We start from the raw sequence: 16800 nt of genomic DNA, 5'->3' as shown, positions 1-16800 counted from the left end.
ACGCAGACCATGGCCCCCGCGCCCCTCATCGGCCGAGAACACGAGCTGGCCCGGCTCCTCGGTGTGCTGGAGCGTGCCCGTGCCGGTGAGGCGCGGGCCGTCCTGGTCGCCGGGGACGCCGGAGTCGGCAAGACCCGGGTGCTGGACGAGATCGCCTCGCGGGGCGCGGCGGACGGCATGACCGTCCTCACCGGCCACTGCGTCGACCTCGGTGACGTCGGTCTGCCGTACCTGCCGTTCACCGAGGTGCTCGGCGCGCTCGCCGCGGATCCGCGGTTCGCCGACGTGCTCGCGGGACATCCGGTCGTCGGCCGGATGCTGGGCGGCGGCACGGACACCGCGCGGGACTCCCGGCTCCAGCTGTTCGAGGGCATGGCCGCGCTCCTGGCCGACCTGGCCGGCACCGCGCCGCTGCTGCTCGTCCTGGAGGACCTGCACTGGGCCGACCAGTCCTCCCGGGATCTGCTGCGGTTCCTGCTCAGCCGGGGTGTGCTCCAGCGGCCGGCGGGCGGGGTCGCGCTGCTGGCCTCCTACCGCGCGGACGATCTGCACCGGCGGCATCCGCTGCGCCCGCTGCTGGCGGAGCTGGTCCGGCTGCCCGCGGTGGAGCGGCTGGAGCTGCGGCCGCTCGACGACACCGAAGTGGCCGAGCTGGTACGGGCCCTGGAGGAACGCCCGCTGCCGGAGACCACGGTCCGCAGGATCGTCGAGCGCGCCGAGGGCAACGCCTTCTACGCCGAGGAGCTTCTCGCGGCCACGGACACCGAGGCCGGCGGGGTGCCGAGCGGTCTCGCCGACGTCCTGCTGATCCGCTTCGAGCAACTGTCCGAGACCGCCCAGCAGGTGCTGCGCACCGCCGCGGTCGCCGGGCGGCGCGTCGAGCACGATCTGCTGCGCGATGCGGCCGGACTGCCCGAGGCCGAGCTGGAGTCGGCGCTGCGCGAGGCCCTGGGCCGGCAACTGCTGGTGCCCGGCGACGGTGACACGTACTCCTTCCGGCACGCCCTGGCGCGGGAGGCGGTCTACGCCGATCTGCTGCCCGGCGAACGGTCCCGGCTGCACGGCGCGTTCGCCCGGCTGCTCGCCGGCCGGGCCCGGCGCGCCGAGACCGCGGCCGAGCGCGCCCACCACTACCGCGAGAGCCATGAGCTCGCCGAGGCGCTCACCGCCTCGCTGGAGGCCGCCGACCACGCCCGGCGGGTCGGCGCGCCCGCCGAGGAGCTGCGGCATCTGGAGGCGGTGCTCGATCTGTGGCCGTCGGTGGAGCCGTCCGCGCGCCCCTCGGGCGAGGGCCACGACCGGGTGACGCTCACCCTGCGCGCCTCCTCGGCCGCCGCCCACGCCGGAGAGGCGCACCGCGCGGTGGCGCTGACCCGGTCCGCGCTGGCGGGCGTCGACCAGCAGGAGGACTCAGAGCTGGCCGCCCGGGTCCGGTACACCCTCGCGGGCAATCTGATGACCGTCGACAACCTGAGCGCGGCCTTCGCCCACAGCAGTGAGGCGCTGGCCCTGATCCCCGCCGAGCCGCCGTCGCCCACCTGGGTGTGGGCGGCCGCCACCCATGTGCTGGCGGCCCGTCAGGTCGGGGAGGGGCAAACGGCGTTGCGGGTGGCCCACGAGGCGCTGGCCGTCGCCGAGCGGCTGGGGGTCACGGACGCCCGGGCCGACCTGCTCGTCTCCCTGGCGATCCTCGAGGGCGACGGCCGGCGCAGCCCCGAGGGCCGGGCACGGCTGCGCGAGGCGCGGGACCTGGCGCGGACCGCGGGCAACGCGGCGGTGGAGCTGCGGGCCCTGCTCCACTTCGCCATGGGCAGTTACGAGGCGGGCGAGCTGGAGGAGTGCCTGCCGTGGCTGACCGAGGGGCTCGACCGGGCCCGCCGCGCCGGGCTGCTGTCCTCGTCGTATCCGATGGAGATGCGCTATCTCCGGCTGCTGGTGCTGTACACGCTGGGCCGCTGGGACGAGTGCCTGCGGGCCGCGGCGAGCGACGCCGACATGCTGCCGCCCGCGGGCGGTTACACGTCCGGGCCCGCCTGGTACGTCTCGCTGGCGCGCGGGGACCTGACGGCCGCCGACCGGGCCCGGGCGCTGCTGGAGGGGCCGTTCGACTGGATGGCCGCGCTGATCGCGGGCATCGTGCTGACCGACGCCGCCGCCATGGCGGGCGATCCCGAGGCGGCGGTCGAGCGGGTGCGGTCCACGGTCGCGGCGCTCACCGACGACGCGGGCTTCCGCCCCGATGTGACGGTGCGGCTCGCCGCGCTGGCGCTGTCCGCCGTGGCCGACCGCGCCGTCGAGCTGCGGCACGGCGGCGACGAGGCCGGGGCCGGGCGCTGGGCGGACACCGCGACGGAGCTGATGGAGCTGGCGCGGGACTCGGCCGTGCACAGCGCCAACCGGACGCCGCAGGGTCCGGAGGGCATGGCGTGGCTCGCCCGCGCCGAGGCCGAGTGGCTGCGGGCGACCGCGGGGCCCGAGGTGGCGGCCTGGGCCAAGGCGGTGGCCGCGGTCGACTACGGCGACGCCTACGAGCGGGCGCGCTGCCGGTACCGCTACGCCGAGGCGCTGGTGACGGCCGAGCGGCGCGAGGAGGCGGCCGTCGAGGCGGCGGCGGTACGGGAGACGGCCGCGCGGCTGGGCGCGCTGCCGCTGCTGGAACGGGTGGACGCCCTCATCCGCCGGGCCCGCCTGTCGGACACGCGGGAACCGACCGCGTCCCCGCTGACCGCCCGGGAGCAGGACGTGCTGCGGCTGCTGGCCCGCGGCCGCAGCAACCGGCAGATAGGCGAGGAGCTCTTCATCAGCGGCAAGACGGCGAGCGTCCACGTCTCCAACATCCTCGCCAAACTGGGCGCCGCGAGCCGCGGTGAGGCGGTGGCCGTCGCCTACCGCGAGGGGCTGATCGCGCCGGAGCCGACGACGTCCGGCTGAGACTTCCGCCTTTCCCGTACGGGTGAGACGCGTCCGTTCGGACCTCGAATGAGCATCTTTTCTCCTCTCCCTGGCACTACTGTGCGTCGCCGTGACGGAGTGTCAGCAGGGAGAGAGGGCGCGGATGGACTCGGCAACGGTGGGCAAGGGCACGGCGTGGGGGACGGCGGTCCTCCTCGCCCTCCTGACAGTCCCGGCGCACGCGGCACCCCAGGGACCCGAGCCCGATCTCGCGGCCCTGCGGGGCGTCCTGCGCACCGCGATGCAGCAGGGCGCGCCCGGCGCGATGGCCCGCGTCGACGATCACGGCACCGTCTCCACGATCGCCGCGGGCATCGCCGACCGCGCCACACTGCGCGCCCTCACCACCACCGACCGGTTCCGCATCGGCAGCGTCACCAAGACCTTCACCGCCGTGGTCCTGCTGCAACTGGTCGACGAGAAGAAGCTGAAGCTCGACGACCCGGTCAACCGCCATCTGCCCGGGCTGCTGCCCGACGACCGGATCACCGTGCGCCACGTCCTGAACCACCGCAGCGGCCTGTACGACTACACCAACGACATGTTCGCCGAGACGGTTCCCGGCTTCGAGGCGGTGCGCACCAAGGTCTTCACGCACCGGCAGCTGCTGGCCCGCTCGCTGTCCAGGCCCCGCACCACCGCGCCGGGCGGCGCCTACACCTACTCCAACACCAATTTCGTCGTCGCCGGCATGCTCATCAAGAAGCTGACCGGGAACACCCTGCGCGCCGAGTACCAGAACCGGATCATCGAGCCGCTGAAGCTGACCGACACCTTCTACGTCCACCCCGGCACCCGCATCCCGGGCCGGTACACCCGCGGCTACCTCACCCCGGACACACCGGGCGCCGCGCTGGTCGACGCCACCGAGCAGACGGTCTCCTGGGCGCAGAGCGCGGGGGCCGTCATCTCCAGCGCGCGGGACCTGAACACCTTCCTGTCGGCGCTGCTCGGCGGCCGGCTGACCTCGGCGGCGCAACTGGCGCAGATGAAGCGGTGGGTGCCCGCGGGCTCCGGTCAGGCGTACGGGCTCGGGCTGCGGCGCCGGGACCTGTCGTGCGGGGTGTCCGTGTACGGGCATACGGGTGCCGTCCAGGGTTTCTACACCTACGCGTTCGCCTCCAAGGACGGGCGGCGCAGCCTGGCGGCGCTCGCCAACACCTCCAACAACGGCACGGTGCACACCACCATGCTGGGCACGCTGGAGTCGGCGTTCTGCGGCAAGAAGCCGAAGGTGAAGCGCGGTTCGTCGGCCGGCGAGCGGATCGATCCGGGGGCTGTCCGGCGCTGAGTCGGGGGGCGGGAACCCTCGCGGGGCGGCGCACGTTTTCCGGACATACCTCTCCGGACGCGTACGTGGACATCAGGACGGCCCCATGAGCGAGTTGGTCCCCGGGGGCAATGTGCCCCTCCCGGACGGCGCCGTGGCCGTCCGGGTGCCCGGCCCGTTCGATGTGTCCGCCCTCATCACGGACGACGGCGGCAAGGTCCGCGGCGACGGCGACTTCGTGTTCTACAACCAGCCGGCCGCCCCGGGCGCGCGGCTGCACGGCGACACGCTGACCGTCGACCCCGCGCGGCTGCGGCCGGGCGCCACTCGGGTCACGGTCGTCATCAGCCCCGCCGACCCCGGCACCGCCCTCGGCGGCCTCCCCGCGCCGACGCTGCACGTCACCGGAGCGGGCGGCCGCACCCTGGCCCGGTTCGCCCCACCGCGCCCCCGGCAGGAGACCGTGCTGCTGCTCGCCGAGCTGTACCGCCGCGGCGGCGGCTGGAAGCTGCGGGCCCTGGGCCAGGGGTACGCCGACGGACTGACGGGCCTGGCCCGCGACTTCGGGGTGGACATCGCGGAGGACGCGCCCACCGGGCCGGGCCCGGGCGTCGGGGCGAACACCGCGGGGAGCGCGCCCACCGGCCCGGGCGTCGGGCCGAATACCGCGCAGAGCACGCCCACCGGGCAGGTACGGGGCTTCGGGCCGAACACCGCACAGAGCACGCCCACCGGCCCGGGCCCGGGCCTCGGCATGGTCATCACGGAGGGCGCGCCCTCCGATCCGGACGGCTTCGCCCGTCTCGTCAACGCCGCCCGGGCCTCGGCCGGTGCCCCGCCCGTCGCCCTGGACGCCCGTCTGAGCTCCGCCGCGCGGGACCACGCCCTCGCCATGGCGGCGCGGAACCGCCTGGACGGTGCGGGTCTCCACCGGCGCGTCACCGCGACCGGGTACGCGTATGTGACCGTCGGGGAGCACCTGGTGTCCGGCCCGCGCTCGCCCGCCGAGTTCGTCGAGTACTGCCTGGGCTCCGACCGGTCCCGGCGCACCCTGCTCGCCCCGGCCTTCACCCACGCCGGGTTCGCATGCTCCCCCGCCCGCTCCGGGGACGTCTACTGGACGGCGCTCTGGGCCCGCCCCTCCACCCCGGCGGAGCTGGCCAGGACCGCCACCCGGGTGGTGGAGCTCACCAACCGGGAACGTGCCGGGGCCGGTCTCCCGCCGCTCGCCGTCGACCCGTTCCTCACCACCGCCGCGCAGGCGCACAGCGCCGACATGGTCGCGCGGGCCTTCTACTCCCACACCTCCCCCGACGGCAGCCGGCCCTGGGACCGGGCGGCCGCGGCGGGCTCCCGGCGGCGCTCGATCGGCGAGAACATAGCCTGCGGCCAGCGCTCCCCCGCCGAGGTCGTCCAGGGCTGGATGAACAGCCCCGGCCATCGCGCCAACATCCTCAAGCGCGACTTCACGCACATCGGCGTCGGCTTCGCGGGCGGCGGCGAAGCGGGCACGTACTGGACCCAGCTCTTCGGCGGCTGAGGCAGGTTGCCGCGCGAGCTAGGCGGAGGGACACCGTCCGCGACACGATGCCCTCATGAAGGGTGATCTGTTTTCCAGCGAGCACATGGTCCAGCCCGCCACCGCGCCGGGTATGACCGTCGAGAACTCCAAGTGCATCAGATACACGGTGAGCGGCGAGATGCTGGCCCGCCAGGGCGCGATGATCGCCTACCGCGGCAACCTCCAGTTCGAGCGCAAGGGCCAGGGCGTGGGCGGCATGCTCAAACGCGCGGTCACCGGGGAAGGGCTGCCGCTGATGGCGGTGCGCGGCCAGGGCGAGGCCTGGTTCGCGCACGAGGCGCAGAACTGCTTCGTCGTCGAGCTCGACCCCGGCGACGAGTTCACCGTCAACGGCCGTAACGTCCTGTGCTTCGACGCCTCGCTGTCGTACCGGATCGCCACCGTGAAGGGGGCCGGCATCAGCGGCGGCGGACTGTTCAACAGCGTGTTCACGGGCCAGGGCCGGCTGGGCCTGGTCTGCGACGGCAATCCTCTGGTGATCCCGGTGTCGGCGCAGTACCCGGTCTACGTCGACACGGACGCGGTGGTCGGCTGGAGCGCGGGGCTCGCGACCTCGCTGCACCGCTCCCAGTCCATCGGTTCGATGCTGCGCGGCGGCTCCGGGGAGGCCGTGCAGCTGATGCTGAGCGGTGAGGGCTTCGTGGTCGTACGGCCGAGTGAGGCGACCCCGCAGAAGCCCCAGCAGCACTGACGGTCCGTGAGGTGATCTGCGCCTCACGGGCAACCCCGTCGGCTCCGTCCACGTCTTGATCGGCAACAGATGACACCGCCCTGGCCCGTCGGGGGCCGGGGCGGGTGTCCGACGCTCTATACACATCATGTATACGCTCAATGTAGAGATGCTGTGTATACGGACCGAGAGGGATCCATGTACGGCAAGGCATTCGCCCCGGAGTACCAGGGCGCCCTGACGACCCTGTCCGTGAACTCCTCGCTCACCGACGTCCTGGCCGCCGGCACCGAGGAACTGCGGGCCGCCGAGCGGGCCGGGAGGCACGGCGAGGCGGCCCGCTCCGGGCTCGCCGTCGCCGAGGCACACCGGCGCCTCGGCCGGATCGGCGAGGCGGACCGGGCCTGGAAGGCCAGCTACCGGGCCGCCCGCCGGGCCGGGGACACCGCGGCAATGGCCTGGGCGCTGTGGAGCGGCGGCACCCTGGCCCGGCAGCGCGGGGAGTTCGCGCTGGCCCGGCGGCTGCTCCAGCTCGCCGCCGACCTCGGTGAGCGCGGCGGGGACGTCGTGGTGCGCGGATACTCCCTGGCCGGCCTCGCCGAGACCGGCCGCATCCAGGGCGACTACGAGGCCGTGACGCGGCTGCACGAGCAGTTGCTGGCCGAGGCCCGCCGGCGCGGCGAGGCCCGGCACACGGTGTGGGCGCTGGAGGGCATCGCGCAGATCCACCGCAACACCGGCGCCTACGACACGGCGTACGCCCTGTTCGAGGAGGCGGCCGGGATCGCCGCGCGCGCCGACGACCGGCGCGGGCACGCCTGGGCACTGCGCGGACTCGCCGACATCGTCTCGGTGCGTGACAAGGACACCGGGCGGGCCCTGGCGCTGCTGTCCGAGGCGGAGACGATCTGCCGGGCGATGAAGCTCTCCAGCGCGCTCGCCTACAACCACAAGATGCGCGGCAACGTCCTGTACCGCGCGGGTCGTTACGCCGAGGCCCGCGGCCTGTACGAGCAGGCGCTCGCCGGGTTCCGCGCCATGAGCGAACCGCGCGGGGAGGCCCTGGCCCGGCTGGGCCTGGCCAAGTCCAGGGCCCGACTGGGCCGGGACAGCGCCGAGACCGAGGCCGAACTGGCGGAACTGGCCCGGACCTTGGACCGGATCGGCCTGAAGCACGCCCGGGAGATGGTGGCCCGGGCGCAGGAGGAGCTGGGCGCGGAGGCCGGACGGTGACGGCGCTTCCCTCCGCGGCTCCCCTTTCCGGCGTTCACGTGCTGGACCGGTGCCGGGAGTTGGTCCGCCCGGCACTGGTCGAGGCCGTGGGGCGGCTGCATCCCTGGGTCGGTGAGATGGCCGCCTACTCCTTCGGCTGGTGCGAGGTGGGCGGCGCCCCGGCCGCCGCCGCCGGAGGCAAAGGGGTGCGCCAGGCACTGGCGGTGCTCGGCGCGGAGGCCGCGGGCGGCCCCGCCGAGGCCGGGACGACCGCCGCGGTGGCCGTGGAACTGGTGCACGCCTTCTCCCTGCTGCACGACGACATCATGGACGGCGACCAGGACCGCCGCCGTCGCCCCACCGTGTGGAAGGCGTACGGCACCGGCCCTGCCGTCCTCGCGGGCGACGCGCTGTTCGCGCTGGCCGTCGGGACGCTCGCCGCGGCGCCCGGGGGCGGCGGCGCCGTACGGCTGCTGTCGGGGGCGCTCGGCGATCTGGTGCGCGGGCAGGCCGACGACCTGCTGTTCGCGACCCGGCCGTGGACGGGGCCGCAGCGCGTGCGGCCGGAGGAGTACCGGGTGATGGCCGAGCACAAGACGGGCGCCCTGCTGGGCTGCGCCGCCGCCCTGGGTGCCGCGCTGGGCGGCGCCCCGCCGGGGACGGTCGCCGCGCTGGACCGCGCCGGGCGCGACCTCGGGGTCGCCTTCCAGATCGTCGACGACGTCCTCGGCGTCTGGGGCGATCCCGCGGTCACCGGCAAGCCCGTCCACGGCGATCTGCGGGAACGCAAGAAGACGTTCCCGGTGCTGGCCGCCCTCGGCACACCCGTGGCCGGACGGCTGGCCGAACTCCTCGAAGCGGGCGAGGACTTCGGCCGTACGGCAGAGCTGATCGAGGAGGCGGGCGGCCGGTCGGCGGCGCTCGGCGAGGCGCGGCGCCGGATCGCCGTCGCCGAGGCCGCCCTGGACGCCGTACCCCTGGAGGCCGGGGCGGCCGGGGAGTTGGGGGCGCTGCTGGACTTCCTGGTGCGCCGCGACCTGTGACACGGGTGTTCGAGGCGCCGGATGAACAATCGGGAATCGGCGCATCTCGCTCGGCGAATCCTTGAACACACCCCGTCACGCCCGCCGTACCTGTGGGAAAGGTGAGAGCCAGGGGTTCAGCGAGGGATGACCATGGTCAAGGCGCACGTCTCCACACCCGTGTCGGTCGCCGGGAGATTCCGGCTCGTCGAGGTCGTCAGCCGGGAGACCAACCGCGTCTGCTGGTACGGGGAGGACATCGCGGTGGAGCGGCCGGTCCTGGTCACCCAGGTCGGGCTGCCGGACCTCCCGGACGGGGAGGAGGCGCGCCGGATCATCGCGCGCGTCCTGCACACCTGCGAGCGGATGGCGCTGCTGCTGCCCCACCGGGTCGCCGAAGTCGTGGACGTGGTCGAGGAGTCGGGGACGCTGTGGGTGGTCACCCGGTGGATCGACGGCGTGCCGTTGAGCGAACTGCTCGTCCAGCAGGGCACGTTGAACTACGTCCGGGCCGCGCGCATCGGCCTGGAGCTGCTCGACGTGCTGGAGACGGCGCACGGACAGGGCCTCGCGCACGGCGAACTCAGCCCCGCCCAGGTGTTCGTGCGCGACGACGGGTCCCTCGTGGTCGCCGGGTTCGGGCTGGCCGGGGCCACCCTCGCGCCCCGGCTGGCGGCGCCCGCCTACGCCTCCCCCGAGCAGGCACGGGACGAGCCGATCGGGCCGGCCACCGATCTGTGGACGCTGGGTGCCCTGCTCTACACGATGGTGGAAGGGCGCCCGCCGTTCCGTGACCGGGGCCGGCCGGAGGCCACGCTGAAGGGCGTGGACCGCCTCCCGCTGCGCACTCCGGTGCGGGCGGGGCCGCTCACCCAGGCCGTGCAGGGGCTGTTGCGCAAGGACGCCGTGGAGCGGCTGCCCCGCCCGGTGGTCCGGGAGGCCTTCGTCCGCGTGCTGGACGAGGAGACCGCGGCGGCCGTGCCGAGCCCGCGGCTGCGCGGGCGGTACGCGCACGGTCCGGGCTGGAGCCACCGCTCCGTGATCGCGGGGACCGCCGTGGCCGTGGTCACCGTCGCGGTCGCCGTGCTCGCGGTCACCGACCGGCTGCCCGGCGGCTCCGACGCCCCCGCCGCCGGACCGAAGCCCAGCCCGCCCCCGTCCGCCACCGCCACCGCCTCCCCCAGCCCCTCCGCCACCGCCTCGCCCAGCGCTTCTGCCACGCCGCCGCCCGCTCCCACCGAGGCTCCCTTCCGCCGCTACGACTCCCCCGAGGGCTTCTCCGTCACGCTCCCCGAGGGCTGGCGGCCGCTGAGCACCGACCGGGTCTCTGACCTGGCGTACCGCGTGGTGCTCGGCGCGGACGGCGACGCGCGCACGCTCACCGTCACCTACAGCGAACGGGTGGGCCCCGATCCGGTGGCCGTCTGGCGCGACGTGGAACCCGGCCTGCGGCAGGCCGGCGGGTACCGCAGGCTCGGGGAGATCCGGCCGACGACGTACCGGGGCCGGGAGGCCGCCGAGATGGAGTGGCTCGCCGAGGCCGAGGGCACCCGGGTGCGCACCCTCGGCCGGGGTTTCCTGCTCGGCGGCGGTCGCGGCTACTCGCTGCGGTGGACGGCGCCCGCGGCCGACTGGGCCGACCCCGGCAACCGCGAGGGCCTGGCCACCGCGCTGCGCACCTTCCAGGAGCCCTCAGCCTGACCGGCGTGGCGCGCCCATCCTGAGCAGGCGCCGCGGATGCAGGGGCTCGGTGCGCCAGCGGGCCGTGCAGGTGCGGTCCGGCAGCGAGCAGGTCACGGCGAGCCGGTGGGGCGTCTCCAGGAAGATCACCTCCACCTCCAGCGTGCCGGCGTCGGTCCAGCCGCCGCTCACGGCGGTGGGGACCGGCTCCTCGGCGATGCTCCAGCCGCTGTCCGCGAGCCGCAGTTCCAGCCGCTCACCGTCCTCGACGAGCGTCAGCCGGTGCCCGTCCGCGGTCGCGGTGACCTCGGCGGAGATCCAGTCCGAGTCGAAGGCGACCGAGGTCCACCCCTGCGGCGCGGGTTCGCCCACGGCCGGCGGCAGCGCCAGCCCGGCCAGCCGCTGCGCCAGGGCCGCGTCCGCGGCCTCCCGGCCGGACAGCGGCCCGGGGCGGAACGCGGGCAGCAGATGCGTCCAGACCATGTCGAGCAGCTTCTGCATGGCCACGGTGGCCGCGGTCGTCGCGATCACCGCGTCCTGCTCGGGCAGCACCAGACAGAACTGGCCGTACGCGCCGTCCCCGCGGTAGCCGTGCCGCGACATCCAGAACTGCAGGCCGTACCCCTGCCGCCAGTCCTCGCCGCCCATCGGCCCGTCGTCGTTCGCCGTGTGCGGGCGGGTGGCCTCGGCGACCCAGGACTCGGGCAGCACCCGCCGCCCGTCCCATATCCCGCCGCCCAGATACAGCTGCCCCAGCCGCAGGATCGCGTCGGTGGTGGCGTGCAGCCCGCTGAAGCCGAGGTCGCGGCCCGTCCGGTCCCGCAGCCACGCCACCTCACCGATGCCGATCGGGTCGAAGAGCCGGGGTCGCAGATAGTCGGTGAGCGACTGCCCGGTGAGGCGCTGGACGATCGTGGCGAGCGTGTAGGTGGTGGGCTGGTTGTACGCGAACACCGTCCCCGGATCCCGGTCCGGCGGGATCCGCAGGAACCCCCGTACCAGCTCGTCGGGGTCCAGCGCGCGGGCCCGGTCCAGGGTCTCGGCCTCGTGGCCGCTGGCCATCGACGCCACGTGCCGCACGAGCATCGCCCGGCTGCGCGGGTCGGTGACGTCGGCGTCGAACTCGGGGAAGTACGAGAGCACCGGAGTGTCGAGGTCGAGCAGCCCCTCGGCGACGGCGAACCCGGCGGCGGTGGACGTGAAGCTCTTGCTGAGCGAGTACAGCAGGTGCGGCCGCCCGGCGGAGTACGGCGCCCACCAGCCGGAGGCGACGAGGCTGCCGTGCCGCATGATCATGAGGCTGTGCGGCTCGATCTCGGGGTCGGATTCGAGTGCGTCGAGGAAGGCGTGCACACCGGAGGCGTCCACGCCCTGGGAGGCGGGCGGGCCGGCGGGCAGGGGGCGAGTCGTCATGACGGGATCATTACCCACCGGTCCGTTTTCCCGTACCCCGGCCGGGGACTCGGGCCGTATGGTGCAAATCGGATACACGATGATGACCGAGCAGGCCGGCCCGCGTGACCTCGTCGACCACGTGGTGCGCGCCGAAGAGGCCGGCTTCGATTTCTCCGTGACCTCGGACCACTACTTTCCCTGGCTGCGCTCGCAGGGTCACTCGCCGTACGCGTGGACCGTGCTCGGCGCGGCCGCCCAGGCGACCCGGCGGATTCCGCTGATGACCTATGTGACGTGTCCGAGCTTCCGCTACCACCCGGCGGTGGTGGCGCAGAAGGCGGCCACCATGCAGCTGCTGTCCGAGGGCCGCTTCCGCCTCGGACTGGGCTCCGGGGAGAACCTCAACGAGCATGTGGTGGGCGGCGGCTGGCCGTCCGTCGATGTGCGGCACGAGATGCTGGAGGAGGCGATCGACATCATCCGGGCGCTCTTCGACGGGGGCCATGTCACGCATCACGGCCCCCACTACGACGTGGACTCGGCCCGGCTGTGGGACCTGCCCGACCAGCCGACGCCGATCGGCGTCGCCGTCTCCGGGAAGCAGTCCTGCGCACTGGCCGGCCGGGTCGCGGACCTGGTGATCGCCACGGAACCGAAGGCGGGTCTGCTGGACGCCTTCGACCGGCACGGCGGGCAGGGCAAGCCGAGGGTCGGCCAGCTGCCGGTCTGCTACGACCCCGACCGGGACACCGCGGTCAAGCGCGCCCATGCCCAGTTCCGCTGGTTCGGCAACGGATGGAAGGTCAACTCCGAGCTGCCGCACCCGGATTCCTTCGAGTCGGCCACCCAGTTCGTCACCCCGGACGACGTCGCCGCGTCCATCCCGTGCGGGGACGACCCGGAGGCCTTCGTCGAGGCCGTACGGCCGTACGCGGAGGCCGGGTTCAGCGAGATCGCCCTGGTGCAGATCGGCGGGGAGTCGCAGCCCGCCTACCTGGACTGGTCGGAGAAGACCCTGCTGCCCGCGCTGCGCGACGCCTTCGGATGACACACCCAGGGGTCCGGCAAACCGTCGTATGCAGGCGCATATAGGCTGCCGCTGCGCTTGTGCGCTTCCGAGTTCCCGCCGAGACCCAGGAGAGTCCTCCGTGACCCTAGCGTTCGCCCCGTCCGAGCCCTCCCCCGCGCCGCTGTCCGACCTCGTCGCGCGGGACGCGCGTGAGTTCGGGGCGTACGCCCGCACCGGCGGGTGGACCTTCGGCCTGATGGTGGCGCGCAGCGTGCGCCCCGGCGGCCAGAGCGCGGACGAGACACCGAAGGTGTCGGCGAAGGAGTTCGCCGAACTCGCCGGCTGCTCGCCCGAGCGTGTCATGCGCTACTACAAGGCCTGGGACCGGGCCGCCGACGACGGTCTGGTCCCGCACTTCGAGGCGCTCCGGCCGGGCGCGGAGGTGGAACTGCCGGACGCCGACGTGTGGCTGACCTACTACGTCTCGCGCACCAGCGCCGCCTCCGAGCGCGGCACCGCCATCGCCCAGGCCGCCGAGGCGGAGGGCATCCGGCCCACGAAGGCGCTGGAGGTCGCGGAGAACCCCACCGCGCTGCGTGCCGCGATCCTCGCCGACCCCTCCACCGCCCGCGCCGCCCGCGGCGCGCTGCTCGACCGCATCAAGGAGGACCCGGAGCTCCAGGCCGAGCTGGCCCGTGACGTGGTGCGCACCGACGATCTGAAGAAGGCCGTCGCCAGCGAGAGCCGGGCCGCCGACCGGATCGGCTACGTCCGCCAGATCGCGGAGTCCGGGCTGGTCAAGACGCCCGCCGGGCAGACCATCGACGCGCCCGTCGACCTGCGCCAGGAGGCCGAGCGGCATCTGTCCCTGCTCGACGAGCTGGACGAGGACGAGGACACCGGGGAGTGGGCCACCGAGGCCTACGACACGATGAAGACCCTCGTCGCCGAGACCGTGGAGGCGGACCCCGAGCTACGCGTCCAGGAGCGGCGGACGAAGTTCTACAGCAGCCTGCAGAGGGCGACGAAGGTGTTCGAGGAGCTCACCTTCGACGATGTGCAGGAGTTCGTCGAGGACGACATGGTGCAGCAGTTGGAGGAACTGCAGCACGCCATCGCCTCGTGCATCGCCACCCTGCGCGGCGCCAAGGGCACCGGCGGCACCGGCGGTCACTCGTTGGACGTGTAGCGGCGCCGTACCCACCACGGCAGGACGAACCAGCACAGGAGGTACCACAGCACCACGCCGGTGACCAGCCACGGGACGAAGCCGTCGTGGGTGGCGACCCGCAGGATCAGCAGCAGGGACGACGTCGTGGTGGCCAGCAGCAGCACCAGGCCGACGAAGGTCAGCCGGGACGCCCACTGCACCGCCCGGGACTTGATGCGCCGGCCGGACACCAGCCGGTGCAGGGACACCGGCCCTATCAGGGCGCCGGTGGCGGTGGCGCCCAGGACGACGGTCACGATGTAGATGGTCTGCTCGGTGTCGCCCAGGTCCGCGTAGGCCGGGGTGAACACGACGGTGAGCAGGAATCCGAAGAGGATCTGCACCCCCATCTGCGCCACCCGGATCTCCTGGATGAGCTCCGTCCACATCCGGTCGGCCCGCTCGTCCTCGGTCTCGTTGCGGCCGGAACGTCTCTCTGCTGCCTGATCCATGAACTCCGTGTGACCCCGAGGTTGATCCTTCAAACGGTCACCAGCGGCTCTCGACCTGCTCCTTGATCCGGCGGTCGTACAGGTCACGGATCGCGGCGAGGGTCGTCTCCGGCAGCTCCGGAAGCTCGGCCGCGGCGGCGTTGGCGCGGGCCTGCTCGGGCGAGCGGGCGCCGGGGATCACCGTGGTCACGCCGGGCTGCTGGACGATCCAGCGCAGGGCGAGCTGGGCGGGGGTGTACCCCTCCGGGGCGAGGGCGGAGAACTCGGCGGCGGCCTCGACGCCGGTCGTGTAGTCGACGCCGGAGAAGGTCTCGCCGACGTCGAAGGACTCGCCGTGCCGGTTGTAGGTGCGGTGGTCGTTCTCGGGGAAGACGGTGTCCTTGGTGTACTTGCCGGACAGCAGGCCGGAGGCGAGCGGGACGCGGGCGATGATGCCGACGCCCGCCTCCTGGGCGGCCGGGAGGACCGCGCGCAGGGGCTTCATGCGGAAGGCGTTGAGGATGATCTGCACGCTCGCCACGCCGGGCCGGGCGATCGCGGTGAGCGCCTCCTCGCAGGTCTCCACGCTGACGCCGTAGGCGGCGATGCGCTCCTCGGCGACCAGGGTGTCGAGGGCGTCGAACACCTCGTCCGTGGCGTAGACGGAGGTCGGCGGGCAGTGCAGCTGCACCAGGTCGATGCGGTCGATGCCGAGGTTGCGGCGGGAACGGTCGTTCCAGGCGCGGAAGTTGTCCAGGACGTAGTTCTCCGGGTTCTGGTCGACCCGGCGGCCCATCTTGGTGGCGACCATGACGTGCAGGTCGGGCCGGCTGCGCAGGAAGGTCGCGATGGTCTCCTCGCTGCGGCCGTCGCCGTAGACGTCGGCGGTGTCGAAGAAGGTCACCCCCGCCTCGGCGGCCGCCTCCAGGACCGCGAGGGCTTCCTTGTCGTCCACGTCGCCCCAGTCGGCACCCAGTTGCCAGGTGCCGAGACCGATCACGGATGCGTGCTGCTGAGACCTGCCGAATGTGCGCTCGTCCATGGCGTCAGTCTGCCACCCGCCCCGCGCGCTTTCCGCGCGGGGCGGGCGCCGATCGGGCTACTCGCGCGAGGTCAGCGTCCTGGCCTGGACCGTGCGGGCGACCTTGGGGCCCAGCCAGCGCTTGAACCGGCGCAGTGCCTGAAGCTGTCCGGCCGCCTTGTCCAGGCGGTAGTAGAGCTGGGGCGGGACGTACGGCAGCAGGGGTGAGTGGCGCTGGCCGAGGAGGGCGAACATGTGCTCGGGCGGCAGGTGGATGTAGCGGGGCAGGTTCTCGTACCACTGGGCGCTGTAGCGGGCCGCGCTCTGCAGGGGCAGCAGGGCCTGCTTGCGCTCCTGTTCGTAGCGGGCGAGGGCGCGCGGCAGGTCGGTGTGCTCGCGCAGGGCGCCGGCCAGGGCGAGGGCGTCCTCCAGGGCGAGGGTGGTGCCGGCGCCGATGGAGTAGTGGGTGGTGTGGGCGGCGTCGCCGAGCAGGACCAGGTTGTCGCGGTGCCAGGTGCGGTTGGTGAGGGTGCGGAAGTTCAGCCAGGGGGAGCTGCCGTCGGCCGGGGAGCGGCCGATCAGGGTGTGGCCGTCGAGGGTGTCGGCGAACAGCTTCTCCAGCAGGGCGAGGCTCTCCGCCTCGTCGGCGCGGTCGAGGCCGAGCCCGGTGAAGGTGTCGGGGGCGCATTCGACGACGCAGGTGCTGCGGTCGGGGCCGAAGCGGTAGCCGTAGGCCCAGATCCAGCCGTGGCCGGTCTCCACGAAGGCGAAGGTGAAGGCGTCGAAGACCTTGGTGGTGCCGAGCCAGATGTAGTGGTTGCGGCCGGGCCGCAGTTCGCTGCCGAAGTGGGCGGCGTGGTGGGTGCGCAGGGCGCTGTGCACTCCGTCGCTCGCGACGACCAGGTCGGCTCCGGGGAGCGGGGCGGCCGGGTCGATCTCGTGCTCGTACTCCAGTCGCACGCCGAGCGAGCGGGCGCGTGCGGCGAGGAGTTCCAGCAGCCGGTGGCGGCCGATGCCGAAGCCCTCGTCGCCGGGCTGACGGGCGGTCAGGTCCCTTACCCGGGCCACGCCTTCGCTCCAGCTGACCGAGTTGTCGGCGATGGCGCGCGCCGACTCGGGGTCGTGCGCGTGCAGCCGGTCGAGCAGTCCGCGCCAGTAGGTGACGCCCCAGCCGTAGGTGGAACCCTCCGCGTTGCGCTCGTACACGGTGATGTCGTGGGACGGGTCCTGCAGCTTCAGCAGGATCGAGAGGTACAGGCCCGCGGGCCCGCCTCCGACGCAGTCGACCTTCACGCGCACCCCTTGGAATCACTCATTGCGATCATTCAGAGACGGAGAGTAGCAGC

At 73.6% G+C, this 16800-nt stretch carries 13 protein-coding genes; 9 read left to right on the top strand and 4 right to left on the bottom strand.

Going from position 1 to position 16800, the window contains the following annotated elements; all coding sequences use genetic code 11:
• Positions 1–9: 9 nt before the first annotated feature.
• The 7 genes from ACWD1Z_RS30930 (at position 10) to ACWD1Z_RS30900 (ending at position 10409) form a co-directional block, all read left to right on the top strand.
• Complete coding sequence (locus tag ACWD1Z_RS30930) at positions 10–2931, top strand: ATP-binding protein (RefSeq protein ID WP_451123177.1); 2922 nt, start codon at positions 10–12, stop codon at positions 2929–2931.
• A 124-nt stretch (positions 2932–3055) separates the two neighbouring features.
• Complete coding sequence (locus ACWD1Z_RS30925) at positions 3056–4243, top strand: serine hydrolase domain-containing protein (RefSeq protein ID WP_451123107.1); 1188 nt, start codon at positions 3056–3058, stop codon at positions 4241–4243.
• Between the two features lie 85 nt (positions 4244–4328).
• Entirely contained in the window at positions 4329–5762 is a 1434-nt protein-coding gene (locus ACWD1Z_RS30920; protein ID WP_451123105.1) for a CAP domain-containing protein, read from the top strand.
• A 55-nt stretch (positions 5763–5817) separates the two neighbouring features.
• Positions 5818–6495 (top strand): AIM24 family protein, encoded by a 678-nt coding sequence (locus ACWD1Z_RS30915; RefSeq protein WP_451123103.1) that lies wholly within the window; start codon positions 5818–5820, stop codon positions 6493–6495.
• 177 nt (positions 6496–6672) lie between these two features.
• The gene (locus ACWD1Z_RS30910; protein WP_451123101.1) at positions 6673–7707 is read left to right on the top strand and encodes a tetratricopeptide repeat protein; all 1035 of its coding nucleotides are present in this window, start codon (positions 6673–6675) and stop codon (positions 7705–7707) included.
• Positions 7704–8729 carry a polyprenyl synthetase family protein gene (locus ACWD1Z_RS30905; RefSeq protein ID WP_451123099.1) on the top strand — a complete coding sequence of 342 codons (1026 nt, stop codon included), beginning with the start codon at positions 7704–7706 and terminating at the stop codon, positions 8727–8729. The genes ACWD1Z_RS30910 and ACWD1Z_RS30905 overlap by 4 nt, the downstream gene beginning before the upstream one ends.
• Before the next feature lie 132 nt (positions 8730–8861).
• Positions 8862–10409 carry a serine/threonine-protein kinase gene (locus ACWD1Z_RS30900; protein ID WP_451123175.1) on the top strand — a complete coding sequence of 516 codons (1548 nt, stop codon included), beginning with the start codon at positions 8862–8864 and terminating at the stop codon, positions 10407–10409.
• Here ACWD1Z_RS30900 and ACWD1Z_RS30895 read toward each other — a convergent pair.
• Positions 10401–11801, bottom strand: a complete 1401-nt coding sequence (locus ACWD1Z_RS30895; protein ID WP_451123097.1) for a serine hydrolase domain-containing protein — start codon at positions 11799–11801, stop codon at positions 10401–10403. The two genes, ACWD1Z_RS30900 and ACWD1Z_RS30895, sit on opposite strands and share 9 nt — an antisense overlap.
• Positions 11802–11859: 58 nt before the next feature.
• Between ACWD1Z_RS30895 and ACWD1Z_RS30890 the strand changes: the two genes are divergently transcribed.
• Positions 11860–12831 (top strand): LLM class F420-dependent oxidoreductase, encoded by a 972-nt coding sequence (locus ACWD1Z_RS30890; protein ID WP_451123095.1) that lies wholly within the window; start codon positions 11860–11862, stop codon positions 12829–12831.
• Positions 12832–12931: 100 nt separating this feature from the next.
• Positions 12932–13981 (top strand): hypothetical protein, encoded by a 1050-nt coding sequence (locus ACWD1Z_RS30885; RefSeq protein WP_451123093.1) that lies wholly within the window; start codon positions 12932–12934, stop codon positions 13979–13981.
• On the opposite strand, the gene ACWD1Z_RS30880 is transcribed toward ACWD1Z_RS30885, so the two are convergent.
• Genes ACWD1Z_RS30880 through ACWD1Z_RS30870 form a run of 3 tightly spaced genes read right to left on the bottom strand, consistent with a single transcriptional unit; the run spans position 13963 to position 16747 of the window.
• A complete protein-coding gene (locus tag ACWD1Z_RS30880) occupies positions 13963–14454 on the bottom strand; it encodes a DUF6328 family protein (protein ID WP_451123091.1) in 492 nt (163 codons plus the stop codon). The genes ACWD1Z_RS30885 and ACWD1Z_RS30880 overlap by 19 nt on opposite strands.
• Positions 14455–14491: 37 nt before the next feature.
• A complete protein-coding gene (locus ACWD1Z_RS30875) occupies positions 14492–15475 on the bottom strand; it encodes an aldo/keto reductase (protein WP_451123089.1) in 984 nt (327 codons plus the stop codon).
• A 57-nt stretch (positions 15476–15532) separates the two neighbouring features.
• Entirely contained in the window at positions 15533–16747 is a 1215-nt protein-coding gene (locus tag ACWD1Z_RS30870; RefSeq protein ID WP_451123087.1) for an FAD-dependent monooxygenase, read from the bottom strand.
• Between the last annotated feature and the right edge of the window lie 53 nt (positions 16748–16800).

This window comes from Streptomyces sp. NPDC002784, from assembly GCF_053592135.1.
The sequence above is the reverse complement of the archived record's forward strand: the minus strand, read 5'-3'. Positions and strand labels throughout refer to the sequence as shown.